Here is a 13752-nt window from a genome sequence, read left to right as displayed (position 1 = left end):
GCCGAAAGCGCACGGCTTCCGGCGAGCATCGACGCGGCACACCGGCGCTCAACCCCGGGCGACCTCGACGTCGTCGAGAACCCCCAGCGCGTCCGGCACGAGGACCGCGACGGAGTGATAAGCACTGACCAAATAGGACGACACCGCGCGGTCGTTGATGTGCATGAACCGCACGTTCAATCCCGGCCGGTATTCGTCGGCGAGGGATTTCGGCCGCAATCCGATGACGCCCGCGTCGTCCTCCCCGGTGCGCATCGCGAGCACCGAGGTGGTGCCCGCCTCGCTGACCGGGATTTTGTCGCACGGCAGGATCGGCACGCCGCGCCACGCGGTGACGCGTTTCCCGTCCACCACGACCGGCTCCGGATAAACCCCGGCCCTCGTGCATTCCCGCCCGATCGCGGCGATCGCCTTCGGATGCGCGAGGAACAGCCGCGTTTTGCGCCGGCGGCAGAGCAGTTCGTCCAGATCGCCCGGCGTCGGCGGACCGGTGCGGGTGGTGATCCGGGATTTGAGGTCGGCATTGTGCAGCAGCCCGAAATCGGGGTTGTTGATCAGCTCGTGTTCCTGCCTTTCCCGCAATGCCTCCACAGTCAGCCGCAATTGCTGCTCGAACTGGTCCATCGGGTCGTTGTAGAGATCGGTGACGCGGTTGTGCACCCGCAGGACCGTCTGCGCCACCGCGAGGTCGTACTCCCGCGGCGAGGGTTCGTAGTCGACGTAGGTGCCGGCGAGGACCGGTTCGCCGTCGTGGCCGGCGGACAGGTCGATGCTCGCTTCCCCCTTGCGGTTCTGCGGTTTCCGCGGCCGGGACACGGCCTGCGCCACGTGCGCGCGCAGGGAGTCGAGCCTGCCGTTGAGCCGGGCGTACGAGCCGGCAGGCAGCACCAGCGCGACCACCCTCGTCGCGGCGCGCGCGGTGAAACCCCAGGCGGCGTCGTCCCTGGCGAGGAGTTCGCCGCCGAAATGGTCGCCGTCGGTGGCGGTGCCCAGAAGAACCTCCGCGCCGAAGTCCCCTGAACCGTGCCGGGTGACCTTGCCGTGCACGACCAGCACGAGCTGGTCTAGCGCCTCCCCGGCGGAGACGAGCGTGCTGCCCGCCTCGTACTCGCGCTGTTCGAACGCGTCCGCCAGCGCGCCGAGCGCCGTCTCGTCGGCGAACCCGCGCAGCAGTTCGATCTCGGTCAGCTCGAGCGGGACGACCTGCACCTGCGCCCCGGTCTGGAAGAAACTCACCTTGCCGTCGCCGACGGTGTAGGTGAGCCGCCGGTTGACCCGGTAGCTGCCGCCGGGCACCTCGACCCACGGCAGCTGCGACAGCAGCCACCGCGGGGTGATCGAGCGCATCTGCGGCAGCGACTTGGTGGTCGTGGCGAGGGTGCGGGCCGCCTTGACGCCGAGGGAGAGCTGCTCCTGTTGTTCCGTGATCGGCACCGGGCTCAGCCCTCCCGGCCGATTTCGGCGGCTTCCAGCACGGCGAGCGCGTCCGGAACGAGGACGGCGGCGGAATAGTAGGCCGAGACCAGGTAGGACAGGATGGCCTGCTCGCTGATGCCCATGAACCGCACGTTGAGGCCCGGCTGGTATTCGTCCGGCAGGCCGGTCTGGTGCAGCCCGACGACGCCTTGGGCCTGCTCGCCGGTCCGCATCAGCAGGACCGAGCTGGTGCGGGTCTCGGTGACCGGGATCTTGTTGCACGGCAGGATCGGCACGCCGCGCCACGCGGGCACCTGGTTGCCGCCGAGGTCGACCGAGCCGGGGTAGATCCCGGCCTTGCTGCATTCCCGGCCGAACGCGGCGATCGTCTTCGGGTGCGCGAGGAAGAAGCTGGGGTCCTTCCACACCAGCGAAAGCAGCTCGTCGAAGTCGTCCGGCGTCGGCGGGCCGGTGCGGGTGGGCACCCGCTGGTCGAAGTCGGCGTTGTTCAGCAGGCCGAAGTCGGCGTTGTTGACCAGTTCGTGCTCTTGGCGCTCCCGCAGCGCCTCGACGGTGAGCCGCAACTGCTGCTCGGTCTGGTTCATCGGCTCGCTGTAGAGATCGGCGACCCGGCTGTGCACCCGCAGCACGGTCTGCGCGACGCTCAGCTCGTACTCGCGCGGCGACGTGTCGTAGTCGACGAACGTGCCCGGCAGCTGCGGTTCGCCGTCGTGGCCCGCGGACAGGGCGATCTCGGCTTCGCCGTGTTCGTTGCGGGCCGTCTCTCCGCCCGCGATGAAGGCTTCGAGATGCGCGCGCAGCGTTTCCGAACGGTTCAGCACGCCTTCGAACTCCTGGCGCGACAACGTCAGCACGGTCGCGGAGGTGACCGCCTTGGCGGTGAACTCCCAGATCCCGTCCGAGCTGGTGAGCACGTTCTCGCCGAAATAGCCGCCGTCCAGCAGCGTGCCGAGGACGGTCTGGTCGCCGAAGGCGCCGACGCCGGCCTTCGTGATCTTGCCGTGCGCGATGAGGAACACCTGGTCGGCGCGGCTGCCGAATTCGGCGAGCACGTCGCCCGGCTGGTATTCGCGCTGCTCGAACCGCCCGGCCAGCTCGGCCAGAGCCGCTTCGTCGTCGAATCCGCGCAGCGGCGCGAGCTCCCCGAGCTCGGGCGGGATGACGCGGACCTCGGAGCCGCTGGTCACGAACGTGACCCGGCCGTCGCCGACGGTGTAGCTGAGCCGCCGGTTGACGCGGTACGTGCCCGCGGACACCTCGACCCACGGCAGCACCTTCAGCAGCCACCGCGAGCTGATGCCCTGCATCTGCGGAACGGACTTCGTGGTCGTGGCCAGTTGCCGCGCCGCCGCGCGGCCCAGGCTCAAGGGTTCCCGGTCTTCCACGTCCGCGGAGTCGACCGGATCGGTGACAGTCACAGCGAAACCACCTTGTCTGGGGAACGTTGCCCGGTATCGGGAGTTCTGAGGTCAGGAGCCGTAGCGAGGATTCGTGGCGTGCCATTCGAAGCCGCCGCCCATCCAGTCGCGGACGCCGGCGAGGAAGCGCTGCAGTTCCGGCGACGGGATCGAGAGCAGGGCCCGGTGCCCCTCCTCGAACTCGCGCACGAGCTTGTTGTGCAGCGCGACCGTGGTCTCGACCGCCTCGGAGACCGGGCAGTTCCGGTCGGCGGCGATCTGCAGCACCATGTTGCAGACCGGGTTCTCGTCGGCGGCGTCCTTCGCCACCGAATGGAGGTCGTTGACCAGGACCGTCGCGGTGCCCGCGCGCATCATCGCCTCCCGCACGCGCGGGTCGTAGTAGAACGGCGCGGGCAGTTCGTACCCGCCGACGGCGTCGATGAGGGTCATCGAGGTGTAGAAGCTGTCGTGCTGGCGGGCCGCCAGGTACTCCCAGGCCGGGGGATAGCGGCCGGTGTGGCGCCACGCGGCGTAGGCGTCCCAGCTGACGAACATCGCGAACGTCGAGTAGCAGACCCGCTGGACCAGCACGGGCGAACCGTGCCTGCCGAGATGGTCGACCGCGGAATGGAACCCGACCCGGATCGGATCGGCCCGCAGCGCCTCCTCCAGCGGCTCGGAGAACTCGCCCGCGGGCGCGACCGGGTCCATCGCGGCCATGACCAGCGCCAGCCGCGGCGGAAGCTCGGTCGGCGAGGCGCCGAGGGAACTGTCGTCGGCGTAGTAGTCGTCGGCCGCCCACCACACCGCGTTGAGCTGCGCGGCGATCAAAAGGCGGTCGGGATCGGAGGAATCGGGGTGGGCCAGCATCACCAGCCTGCCGAGCGTGGCCCGCGCGATCTGGTCCAGTCCCTCGCCCTCGAACCCGCAGTCCGCCGCCCACGCGACGAGCCGCCGGTCGACCTCCTCGGCGAGCGGCTCGTCCACCCGCTTCACGACCGGGCAGTACAGCGGCGACGCGCTGCCGTCGCCCCATTCCCGTTCCGCGTACGCCGGGTCCTGGCCGGGCGGCGGCGCGGAGCGCGGGGCGAACTGCTCCGCGATCCGGGCCGCCGAGGTGCCCAGGCCGAGCGGGCCCGCGGCGAACGCGAGGTCCGGACGGACCGCTGCGATTCCGGACATGCCGTCCCGCCCGGTCAGACGCGGTCGGCGGCGATGAGCAGGTAGTGGAAGCTGCCCTCGCGATAGGCGGTCAGGAACGGCCCCTCGATGCCGGTCGCGACGGACGACTGCTCGCGCAGCTCCCAGTACGGGATCGTCGCCTCGGTGAGGTCCACGACGTTGATCGGGACGAAACCGCTGTCGGTCAGTGCTTTGAAATAGTCGCCGCGGGCGTGGATATTGCAGATGTAATGCTGGTCGATCTGGCTCACCGCGCGCGAACGCCCGCCGGTCAGGTCGTTGTAGCAGCCGGTGATGGTGACGAATCGGCCGCCGGGCGCGAGCTGCCGCGCGTGTTCGGCGAAGAGCTCGTGCAGATCGACGTACATGGTGCTTTCGTTGTTCCAGATCCCGGCGAAATCGCCGCTTTCGAATCCGGTGTCGAGCATGTTCCGGAGGTGATAGCGCACCGCTCCGTCAATTCCGCGCAACCGGGCCTGTTCATTGGCGAATTCGACCTGCTGCTCGGAAATGGAGATGCCGTCCACCCGGCAGCCGAACCGCTGGTGCGCCTGCACGCTGGTGCCGCCGCGCCCGCAGCCGGCGTCCAGCAGCCGTGCCGTGGGGTCGATGTCTCCCAAGTGCTGCAACAGGAACTGCGACTGCGCGGTCTCCAGCCGGTGCATTTCGGCGATGATCGCCTTGTCCCGCTCTTCCCCGCGTCCGTCCAGGACGGACGGGTCGTAGTCGCCGATTCCGTAATGGTGGTGGTAAAGCCCGTCGACGTCGCCGAGGCGCAGGTTCACCGGATCCTTTTCGGCGTTCCAGTAGTCGGCGACCGACTGCTGATACGCGGTGCGGGCAACCGGACGGGCAACAGACGTCATCATGTACTCCCTTTTCGGACCGCGATTTCCGGTCGGCGCGCGATGAACTGTGCCGTCCCGCTCCCGGCTGGCGCGGGGCGGTCGGCATTTCTCCCTCTGCGGTCCGAGGCTAGCGAGGATTCTTTTGCCCGGACAAGACGATTCGCGGGAATTCACTCGCGGGCTGGCGCGAGTCGTTTCGCGTGCCTCTTCTGGCCTAGGAAGCCACTCCCGCGAGGTGTTCGCGCGCCGGTCGCCGGGGCACGAACGATGCCGCCGCGCACACGGGAGGATGACGGCGGGCAACAGCCTGTGGGCGATCCTGGCGGACGGGTGACGCCCGATGGGCCTAAGCGGTTCCGGGCGCCGGAACTCCGGGGGCCTCGCCGGTCCCGGGCGTGACGGCGCCGGGACCGGCTCGGCGCTCACGCGGTCCGGGAGGTCAGCTGGAGGAGGACGACCCCGCCGAGGATCAGCGCGAGCGCGAGGATCCGCGGGAGGCTGACGGGTTCGCGGAGCCAGAAGATCCCGACGACAGCCGTGCCGACGGCGCCGATCCCGACGAACACCGCGTACGCCGTCCCGACCGGGACCGTCTTCATGCCGACGTTCAGCACGTACAGCACGAGGACGGTGAGCGCGCCGCAGACGAGCGTCGGCACGAGTTTGGTGAAGCCGTCGGTGAGGCGAATGCTGTGCGCCCAGGCGATTTCGAGCAGCCCGGCCGCGAACACGGCGATCCAGCCCATCGTCAGTCCTCGTCGAGCGCTGCGCGGACGTCGGACGGCAGGGCGAGTTCCCGGGCGGCGACGAGGTCGGCGAGATGGTCCGGGTCGCTCGTGCCCGGGATGACGGCGACGTTGGGCGCGAGGTCCAGGAGCCAGGCGAGGGCGAGCGTCGCCGCCGAAACGCCAAGCTGCTGGGCGTGCTTGGCCAAGGGCGAAGTTTCCTTGGCCAACGCTCCGTTGCCGAGCGGACGGAACGCCAGATACGGGATGCCGGCCGCAGTAGTGGCGTCGAGAACGTCCCGGCCGCCGGAGTGTCCGACGTGGTACTCGTTCTCCACGGACGCGATCGGCGTGACCGAGCGCGCCTGGTCGAGCAGTTCGAGGGTGACGTTCGAGACGCCGACGTGTTCGAGCAGGCCCTCGTCGCGGAGTTCGGCGAGCGCGCCGACGGTGTCCGCCCACGGCACCGTGCTGTCGGGCATGAACCTGGCGTGCACCAACGGAAGCCGCTCGACGCCGAGCTGCCTGAGGTTGTCCCGGACGGCCGCTTTGACCGCTTCCGGCGTGGCGTCGGCGACGAAACCGCCGTCGGGACTGCGGCGCGCACCGACCTTGGTGGCGATGAGCAGGTCGGCCGGATAGGGCCGAAGCGCCTCGGCGAGGAGGCGGTTGGCGACCTCGGGTCCGTAGTAGCCGGATGTGTCGATCAGCCGGATCCCCGCCTCGACGGCCGCGCGGACGGCCGCCTTGGCGCGCTCCGGGTCGGCCGGTTCGCCCATTGCCTTCGGCCCCGCGAGCTGCATGGTCCCGTAGCCGATCCGGCCGACGGTGCGGCCGGCGAGCGTGAACGAGTGCATGGTTTGCCCCCATCTCTCATGTGGACACTGTGTCCACTTATGACTGTACTCGATCCGGACACGCTGTCCAGATACAGTGACGGGGTGAACAGCAAGCAAGTCAGCGAGCGCGCGGACGCCGCGGCGAACCGGCAGCGGATCCTCGCCGCGGCCGAGGACCTGTTCGCCGCGAAAGGCCCGGACATCACGATGGGCGACCTGGCGACGGCGGCGGGGGTCGGCCGCGGCACGCTCTATCGCCGCTACGACAGCGTCGCCGCGGTGGCCGTCGCGCTGCTGGACGAGCACGAGCGCCGATTGCAGGAGGCGATGCTGTCCGGACCGCCGCCGCTCGGGCCGGGCGCTGCTCCCCGGGAACGACTGGTGGCGTTTTACGACGCGATGATCGATTTGCTCGAGCGGCATTTGCCGTTGGCGCTGGGCGCGGAGACCGGGGCGCGGCGGTATCGGACCGGGGCGTACGGGTTCTGGCGGGTTTTCGTGGCGGCGCAGGTGCGGGAGGCGGGGCTGCGGGACGAGGCGCTGCCGGACGTGCTGCTGGCTCCGCTGGCGCCCGATCTGTACCAGAACCAACGGCATGAGCGGGGAATGTCGGTCGCGGCGGTGAAGAAGGCGCTGCGTCGGCTGGCTTGCGTGTTGCCGTCGGAGTGAGTTTCGCGCCGAGGGTGATTGAACGGGCCAGGCTGGGCGGGTCAATGCGGAGCGACGGCCTCGTGTCCGTCCGGAAAGGACGCGGCCGGACACCCCGGAACCGGCGGAAGCGGAGTAAATTCGCCGGATGGACGGGCGCACGCCGATGCGGATCGGCTGGATCTGCCTCGCGGCGGTCAGCGCGGGGATCCTCGGGTTCGGGATCGTGGTCGCCATCGCGCCTCCCGCCGGGGATTCGCTGCTCTACCGCACCGACGCGCTAGCCACCGCCGGGCTCGGGCTGTTCGGCGGGCTGACCGCGGTGATCCCGTTCCGCGCGGGCGAGCGATGGGCGTGGTTCGCGCTGTGGTTCTACCCGGTGTTCTGGCTCGCACACCTGATCTTCCGGCTGCCGCCGGGCACTGATCACGTGCACCAGATCCTGTTCGTCGCGTTGTCGCTGGCGGGGTTGCTGGTGCCGGTGCGGTCGTTCTTCCGGGCACCGGTCGAGGGACAGCACGCTCGCCGGTAATCCGTAATCGCGCCCGGCGGCGCGCCCGCCGTGTCATCATTCCGGCGTGTCCACCAGAAAGCCCGCTGTGGCAAGGGATTCCGCCCGGAAAACGACTCCGGCGAGCGGTCGGGTCATCGCTCTGCGTGCCGGGTTGTGCTGGCTCGTGGTGCTGGCGGTCGGCGGCGCGGCGGCAGTGGGGTTCGTCAGCGCCAGCTCGGTGGCGTCCGCGGCGGGCTTGCTCATCGGGCTCCTGCTCGCCGCGCTGGCGACGTCGGCGGTGTTCATGTTCTCCGGACGCGGCTGGTTCCTCGTCGGCGGCTTCCTGCTGACCGCGTTCTATCTGGTCTGCGTCGGCGTGACGGCGGTCGGCTACCTGGCCGCGAACGGCGACCGGTACAGCGCGCTCGCGGTGTCGTCGGAATGCCACCACGTCAAGGGCGGCACCGCCTGCAGCGCGAGGGTCAACCGCCCGGACGGCACGCTGCTGTCCGAAGACCTCTCGGTGAAGTCGCGGATGAAACCCGGCGAGACGGTCGACGTGGTCGAGGACCGGGCGGGCATCGTCGCGACCCATCGCACGGACGAACTGGACCCGGAGGCGCTGCCGGTCGACCTGACGCTGCTGGGTGCGTCGGCGGCGTTGCTGGCCGGATTGTTCGGGTGGAGCGCGTGGCTGGGATTCCGGAAGCCGCTGCCCGTCGCGCGCGGTCGCGGAGCCCGCAAGTAACTCGGCTGCTGAACAAACTCGGCCTGACCGCCCGCGCCGGGACCGCCCGCGGGCGGATCAGCCCACGCGGTCGAATCCGTGCTCCGGCCACCGGCTCTCGGAAAGTTTTCCGATTATTCCCCCGTTTCCGGGCCGGGACAGCGGTGTCCCGGGGCATGGAACAAGCCGCCGGTCCCGGACCCGCGCCGATGTACTGTCAGCCCGGAAAATCGCGGAAAGCGCGCACCGAAGGGCCGTTTTCGTGGATGCGACGGATCAGGGTGACTCATGAACTGCTGCGCGACGAAATACGCCATTCTGGACTTGGACGGAACTCTTCTTCCCGGGCACACTTCGAGGCATTATCTGCGGGTCCTGATCGACGACGGCACCTGCGACCGGCAAGCGGGGCTGTCCTGCCTGGAAGCGATCGACCAGATGGCCGCCGAGGAGAAAGCGCCGCCCGGGCTGATGGACGAGATCTACCGGCTGTACGCGCTCGCGATGAAAGGCGCGTCGGTCGCGCAGGCCCGGTTCGCGGCGGAGAAAACCTGGCGGGCGAGCCGGGGGAAACTGTTTGCCTTTGTTCCGGAACTGCTTTCGCTGCTGCGGGCGAGCGGATACCGGATCCATCTGCTGTCGGGGAACCACGATTTCCCGGTGCAGGAGGCGGCGATCGACCTCCGGCTGTCCGGCGGGCCCGGCGCCGTCGTGGAAGTGGCCGACGGCCGGTTCACCGGGCGGCTCCTGTCCGCGCCCGGCGCGGCCGGGGGCAAGCTCGCGTTCGTGCGCTGCCTCGCCGAAGCGGCCGGGTGCGCCGCGGAAAACTTCCTCGCGATCGGGAATTCCGCCTCGGACGCGGAGATGTTCCCGTCCGTGGGCAAGGCCGTGGCCTTCGAGCCGGACGCGGAGCTTCGGCGGCTTTCGGCCGGAAAACCCTGGCACGTGGTCGACCGGCGCACGATCCTGCGGGTCTGCGAGCGAGTGGTCGCGGGCGAAGAGGCTGCGTGATCGGGTCGGCAGGACGGCGTGCCCGCTGCACATTCGTGAGCGGATTCGTGTTCGGCGAGCGGATCTGGTTGCGGGACAACGTGATCTCGCTGGATGACGTAGCGCGGGCGCGAATCCCCGAGTCGCTTCCGCCGGCCGCCGTCCCGGTGCCGCTCGGTTCGTCGCCGGAAAGTCAAGGCCCTGTCCCGAGTGCTGGAACATTGCTCTGCGTCCCCGTTTGGTCGCTCGCCGTCTATTGAGTGCTGGTATCGTCTTCCGGCGGAGGGGCGGCGGCCGCCGGAAACGGATTCCGCCGGTTCTCCCGCGGCCGGCACGAACGGCACCAACCCCCGCCGTCGTGGCCGGCCCGGTCGCCAGCGGCTTCGGAGCCGGATTCGCCCGCCGATCGCGGGGCGCCGGGACGGAAGCGGCGGCGACGCTGCCCGAAACCCCGGCATGCCCGGCGGAAACGCGAAAGCGCCCGGAATATTCTCGGGCCCGGTCGATTGTTCGCCGGATTTCCGCCAGGTTCTTCCCCGGACGAAAAGCGAGGGGACGCGCGATTGTCACGGTCCGCGAACACGGCGGCGGGCGGATGCGTTATGGCGACGCAGCGTGACCGTTCGGGCCCGGTTCGGGGGACGCGCTGGTCGTCCGGCGAGGCGAGCAGGCCAACCCGTTGCGCCACTGGGGCGATCTGTTTCAGTGAACGGGTGCGTCCGGTTGTGCCGGACGTGCTCCTGGGCAAGCATGAAGGCTCAGGGCGTCCGGTGCGAGAACAGGATCGCGACGGGAAAGACGCCGGTGGCGGACGAATCGGGCGGCGCCGAGGCGCGGCGCCGCCCGCGAGCGGCGGAGGGCGTCGGGACCGCGGAGGGCAGCGGTCGCGCGGCGGAGCCGGGACGGCGGCCGCGCGCGGGAGCGGGGCTCCCGGCGGGCCCGGTGATCGCCGGACGGCGCGTGCGCACGAGGACTGGTGGAATCGGTGGAGGTTTCGGTCGTGACTATGAGCGACGACAACGGGCGTTGGGCCGGTACGAGCGTGGTGCCGAGCAGGCCGATTCCGCGCGCGCTTTCGATACTGAGCGCTATTCGCGATTCGGGCGGGATCGAAACGCTGAGCGAGATATCGCGGTCGACCCGGCTGCCGAAAAGCACGGTGCACCGGCTGCTGGCCGAGATGCAGGGATACGGAATGGTCGTGCGGGCCGGATACCATTACCGGCACGGGGAAGCGGTGTGCCGGCTCGCGAGACCCGGTTCCACGCAGGAACTGCAGCGTCTTCGCCGAGGCATTCTCCCGTCCCTGATCGACATTCACTGGCGGACCGGATACGTCGTCGGCCTCGGCGTGGCCAGCGGCAATGTCGTCGATTTCGTGCACCTGATCTACAGCAGCGGCTACTGTTCGCTGGCCGAGCGCATCGAAAACGATTCGCAGCTGGCGGGAAGCGCGGCCGGACGGGTGCTGATGGCGTTCGACCCGGGTCTCGCCGCGCGGTTCGCCGTGTTCGCGGGCTACCGCGGCGAGGACGAGAACGGCGGCGGTCTCCCGGCGTGGCTGAGCACGGAACTGCGCGAGATCCGGCGGCGCGAGGTGTCGTTCAACCCGCGCGTCCCCGGCGCGCTGATCGCGGCCGCGGTCCCGGTCTTCAACGTGACCGGGACGGCGGTGGCCGCGCTGAGCGTGGCGGCCCCGCGCCGGGTGTTCAATTCCCGGGAAGCGCATTCCTCGCTGCAGGCGACCCGGATGACGGCGCAGCGCATCCTCCGCGAAACCGTGGCGGCCGATTGGCGGAGCGCGAAATCCGGCCGTCCGGTGGAATAGCCTCGGGGGCTGAGGACGTCCGGAAGGCGGAATGCCGTGGGGGAGACGGCGCAACTTTCCGGGCGTGCGTTGAGCGGTCGGTGACGGTGGGGCGTTGCCGCTGTGCCGCGCGGTTTTTCGGCGAGCTGCTTCTGGCGGGTTCGGGCTGTGTCGTCGCGCAAGGCGTTGGGATGTCTGCTGGAGGACGGGGCGAGACGGCGTAGTTTCGCGGGGCTGCGCCGAGTGGTCGCTCGCCACACGGGGCGGTCATGCGGCACCGCATGAGTTTTCGGTTCCAGGTCGGCTGATCGGCGCAATCCGTGCCCTCGCCCGAGCCGTCGGCCTGTCCGCTGGACGGCGGGGCAACCGGCGAGATCCCGGTGCACCGGAAGGGTTTCCGGCCGCCCTTCCCCTGATCGGCGCAGGACGTGCCAGCGGGCGGAGCCGGAACCTGCTCGCCGAACCCGTGCGAAGGGCCGCAGCGCCTTTCGCTCTGGGACCAAAGACTCCCGCGTCGCGGACGTCCTCCCGCAGTGGGGCCGGGGCGCGGCGGCCTAGCGTCGGCCGCTGGATTGTCGGTGACCCGCCGGAGGAGGCATGTGATGGACGAGGAGCGGAAGGCCCCCGCATCGGGGGCTGCCCGCAGCCGGCCCGCCGAGCGCGGCAAGCACGGCGCCGCGCTCTGCCGGCGAGCGAGAGAACGATGTGCGGGCAAGGAGAACCGGGAGCGATGGCGGTGAGCCGGCCGGTGGTCGTCGGCGTGGACGGGTCCACGGCCGCGCTCGCGGCGGTCCGCTGGGCGGCGGTCGAGGCCGGGCGGCGCGGGACCGGGCTCGTGGTGTTCCACGCCGAGTTGTGCGACGACCCGGACCTCCTGCCGCATGGGAAACCGCCCGGCGACGCCGAACTCCTGATGGAGCCCGCGCGCCGGTTGCTGCGCCAGGCGGCGGAAACCGCCCGCCAGGCCGCGCCCGCGGTCCCGGTGCGGATGTGCGTCCGGCTCGGGACCGCGGCCGAACTGCTCGCCGCGCTGTCGGACGAGGCCGGGCTGCTCGTGCTGGGCGCGCACGGGCTCGGCGGGGCGCGCGGCGGCGCGATCGGGTCGGTGGCGCTGCGGGCGGCCGCGTCCGCGCGCTGTCCGGTCGTGGTGATCCGGGGCAGCGCGGTGGTGAACGGCCCGGTGGTGGTCGGCCTCGACGATTCCGACGGCGGCGAACGCGCACTCGCTTTCGCCTTCGACGCCGCCGTTTCGCGCGGCGCCGGGCTCGAGGCGGTGCACGCGTGGCACGACGGCCGCCCCGGCCGGGAAGCCGGATTGCGGGAGCAGGTGGCCGCGTGGTCTCGCAAGCATCCGGTCGTGCCGGTGCGCGTGCATGTGGTGCGGGTCCGTTCGGCGGCGCGGGCGCTGTCCGGGATTTCCGCCGGTGCGCAGCTGATCGTCGCGGGGGCCAGGGCGCGCGGCCCGGTGGCGGGCGGGCTGCTCGGTTCGACGGGGTATTGGCTGCTGGCGCACGCGGCGTGCCCGGTCGCGGTGGCCCGCTGAGCCGAGTCCGCTGTGGACAGACGCCCGGGGGCCGGGGGCACGGGCCCGCCCGGTCTGTGACTTTCGGCCTCCGGCTTCGGGCAGTCCGGCAGCGTCGCGGCGGCGGGCGGACGCGGTTTCCTGAAGGGGCGACACCGTTCCCGAGAGAGGAGTGCGCAATGACGTCACTGTTGCCCGGTTCCCGGATGGCGCTGCCGAACATCGCCGCCTGGCTCGACCGGCCGTGGCCGTTCGCCGACCACAACCCGGTGCGCATCGAGGAGTCCACCGACGGCGGGACCTACACCGTCCGTGCCGAACTGCCGGGGTTCGACCCGGAGAAGCACATTTCCGTGACGACGCACGACGGCATGCTGACCGTCGAGGCGGACCGCGAGGAGCGCAAGCACCTCGACGGCCGCAGCGAATTCTCCTACGGCAGGTTCAGCCGCACGGTCCACCTGCCCGCGGGGGCGGTGACGGCCGAGGTGACCGCGCGCTACACCGACGGCATCCTCGAGATCTCCATGCCGCTGGCCGGGCAGCCGCACGAGAACCGGATCAAGATCGAGGTCGAGTAGGGCGACCGCTTGGTCCACTGTGGACGGTCAGGGTGCCGGCCGGACGTGAGGAGCGAACCATGACCGCCGCGAACGAACGCGAGATCGTCGTCGGCGCGGACGGCTCGGCGGGCAGTGCCGCCGCGGTGCGGTGGGCGCTGTCCGAGGCGGCGGCGAGCGGCCGGACGGTCGCGGTGCTGCGCGCCTGGACCTTCGACCCGCTCGCCGACCTGGAGTCGGCGGTCGCGCGTTCGTACGAGGAGATCGCGTCCCGGTACCGGCACGAACTGGACGCGGCAGTCGCCAGGGCCCGCCCCGGCGCGGACCTGGCCGGGGTGCGGACCGGCGCGATCGACGGGGCGCCCGGCCCGGCGCTGGTCCGCGCTTCCGCGGGCGCGGCGATGCTGGTGCTGGGCAGCCACGGGCACAGCCGGGTGGTGCACCTGCTGGTCGGCTCGGTTTCCGAGTACTGCCTGCGGCAGGCGCACTGCCCGGTGGTCATCGTCCCGGCCCGCACGGCCGGAGAACGCGGGCCGCTGCCGGCCGCTCGCCCCGATCCCTTGCTGTGAGGAGC

The 13752-nt window shown here is 70.8% G+C and carries 14 protein-coding genes; 8 read left to right on the top strand and 6 right to left on the bottom strand.

All coding sequences use genetic code 11. The features are described 5' to 3' along the window. Positions 1 to 48: 48 nt before the first annotated feature. The 6 genes from ACWDNU_RS37125 to ACWDNU_RS37100 form a co-directional block, all read right to left on the bottom strand. Positions 49 to 1443: a family 2B encapsulin nanocompartment shell protein gene (locus tag ACWDNU_RS37125; RefSeq protein WP_449672300.1), complete on the bottom strand. Its 1395-nt coding sequence runs from the start codon at positions 1441 to 1443 to the stop codon at positions 49 to 51. Further along, complete coding sequence (locus tag ACWDNU_RS37120) at positions 1440 to 2855, bottom strand: family 2B encapsulin nanocompartment shell protein (RefSeq protein ID WP_370937937.1); 1416 nt, start codon at positions 2853 to 2855, stop codon at positions 1440 to 1442. Before ACWDNU_RS37120 ends, ACWDNU_RS37125 begins: the two co-directional genes overlap by 4 nt. A gap of 51 nt (positions 2856 to 2906) precedes the next feature. Further along, complete coding sequence (locus ACWDNU_RS37115; protein ID WP_449672299.1) at positions 2907 to 4019, bottom strand: family 2 encapsulin nanocompartment cargo protein terpene cyclase; 1113 nt, start codon at positions 4017 to 4019, stop codon at positions 2907 to 2909. 14 nt (positions 4020 to 4033) lie between these two features. Continuing rightward, a complete protein-coding gene (locus ACWDNU_RS37110) occupies positions 4034 to 4885 on the bottom strand; it encodes a geranyl diphosphate 2-C-methyltransferase (protein WP_370937935.1) in 852 nt (283 codons plus the stop codon). A 404-nt stretch (positions 4886 to 5289) separates the two neighbouring features. After that, positions 5290 to 5613, bottom strand: coding sequence for a DMT family transporter (locus ACWDNU_RS37105; protein WP_449672298.1), 324 nt, complete (start codon positions 5611 to 5613; stop codon positions 5290 to 5292). Positions 5614 to 5615: 2 nt separating this feature from the next. Continuing rightward, positions 5616 to 6449 (bottom strand): aldo/keto reductase, encoded by an 834-nt coding sequence (locus tag ACWDNU_RS37100; protein WP_370937933.1) that lies wholly within the window; start codon positions 6447 to 6449, stop codon positions 5616 to 5618. A 39-nt stretch (positions 6450 to 6488) separates the two neighbouring features. Between ACWDNU_RS37100 and ACWDNU_RS37095 the strand changes: the two genes are divergently transcribed. From ACWDNU_RS37095 to ACWDNU_RS37060, 8 genes are all read left to right on the top strand, one after another. Continuing rightward, positions 6489 to 7100: a TetR/AcrR family transcriptional regulator gene (locus ACWDNU_RS37095; protein ID WP_449672297.1), complete on the top strand. Its 612-nt coding sequence runs from the start codon at positions 6489 to 6491 to the stop codon at positions 7098 to 7100. Between the two features lie 127 nt (positions 7101 to 7227). Further along, positions 7228 to 7611: a hypothetical protein gene (locus ACWDNU_RS37090; RefSeq protein WP_449672296.1), complete on the top strand. Its 384-nt coding sequence runs from the start codon at positions 7228 to 7230 to the stop codon at positions 7609 to 7611. Positions 7612 to 7657: 46 nt separating this feature from the next. Further along, complete coding sequence (locus ACWDNU_RS37085) at positions 7658 to 8320, top strand: hypothetical protein (protein WP_449672295.1); 663 nt, start codon at positions 7658 to 7660, stop codon at positions 8318 to 8320. A 267-nt stretch (positions 8321 to 8587) separates the two neighbouring features. Beyond that, positions 8588 to 9310, top strand: a complete 723-nt coding sequence (locus tag ACWDNU_RS37080) for an HAD family hydrolase (protein WP_449672294.1) — start codon at positions 8588 to 8590, stop codon at positions 9308 to 9310. A 985-nt stretch (positions 9311 to 10295) separates the two neighbouring features. Next, complete coding sequence (locus tag ACWDNU_RS37075) at positions 10296 to 11117, top strand: IclR family transcriptional regulator (RefSeq protein WP_370937928.1); 822 nt, start codon at positions 10296 to 10298, stop codon at positions 11115 to 11117. Between the two features lie 709 nt (positions 11118 to 11826). After that, a complete protein-coding gene (locus ACWDNU_RS37070) occupies positions 11827 to 12639 on the top strand; it encodes a universal stress protein (RefSeq protein ID WP_370937927.1) in 813 nt (270 codons plus the stop codon). Positions 12640 to 12797: 158 nt separating this feature from the next. After that, on the top strand, positions 12798 to 13199 hold the full coding sequence (locus ACWDNU_RS37065; protein WP_449672293.1) for an Hsp20/alpha crystallin family protein: 402 nt from the start codon (positions 12798 to 12800) through the stop codon (positions 13197 to 13199). Between the two features lie 59 nt (positions 13200 to 13258). Beyond that, the gene (locus ACWDNU_RS37060; RefSeq protein WP_370937925.1) at positions 13259 to 13747 is read left to right on the top strand and encodes a universal stress protein; all 489 of its coding nucleotides are present in this window, start codon (positions 13259 to 13261) and stop codon (positions 13745 to 13747) included. The last annotated feature ends 5 nt before the right edge of the window (positions 13748 to 13752 follow it).

The organism is Amycolatopsis sp. NPDC003676, assembly GCF_053587275.1.
Note: the sequence above shows the minus strand (reverse complement) of the source record. Positions and strands in the feature narration are given on the sequence as shown.

Excerpts from the sequence above, each read along its gene's own strand:
- ACWDNU_RS37115 (WP_449672299.1), bottom strand. The coding sequence starts at position 4,019 with ATGTCCGGAATCGCAGCGGTCCGTCCGGACCTCGCGTTCGCCGCGGGC.
- ACWDNU_RS37110 (WP_370937935.1), bottom strand. The coding sequence starts at position 4,885 with ATGACGTCTGTTGCCCGTCCGGTTGCCCGCACCGCGTATCAGCAGTCG.
- ACWDNU_RS37105 (WP_449672298.1), bottom strand. The coding sequence starts at position 5,613 with ATGGGCTGGATCGCCGTGTTCGCGGCCGGGCTGCTCGAAATCGCCTGG.
- ACWDNU_RS37100 (WP_370937933.1), bottom strand. The coding sequence starts at position 6,449 with ATGCACTCGTTCACGCTCGCCGGCCGCACCGTCGGCCGGATCGGCTAC.
- ACWDNU_RS37095 (WP_449672297.1), top strand. The coding sequence starts at position 6,489 with ATGACTGTACTCGATCCGGACACGCTGTCCAGATACAGTGACGGGGTG.
- ACWDNU_RS37090 (WP_449672296.1), top strand. The coding sequence starts at position 7,228 with ATGGACGGGCGCACGCCGATGCGGATCGGCTGGATCTGCCTCGCGGCG.
- ACWDNU_RS37080 (WP_449672294.1), top strand. The coding sequence starts at position 8,588 with ATGAACTGCTGCGCGACGAAATACGCCATTCTGGACTTGGACGGAACT.
- ACWDNU_RS37075 (WP_370937928.1), top strand. The coding sequence starts at position 10,296 with ATGAGCGACGACAACGGGCGTTGGGCCGGTACGAGCGTGGTGCCGAGC.
- ACWDNU_RS37070 (WP_370937927.1), top strand. The coding sequence starts at position 11,827 with ATGGCGGTGAGCCGGCCGGTGGTCGTCGGCGTGGACGGGTCCACGGCC.
- ACWDNU_RS37065 (WP_449672293.1), top strand. The coding sequence starts at position 12,798 with ATGACGTCACTGTTGCCCGGTTCCCGGATGGCGCTGCCGAACATCGCC.
- ACWDNU_RS37060 (WP_370937925.1), top strand. The coding sequence starts at position 13,259 with ATGACCGCCGCGAACGAACGCGAGATCGTCGTCGGCGCGGACGGCTCG.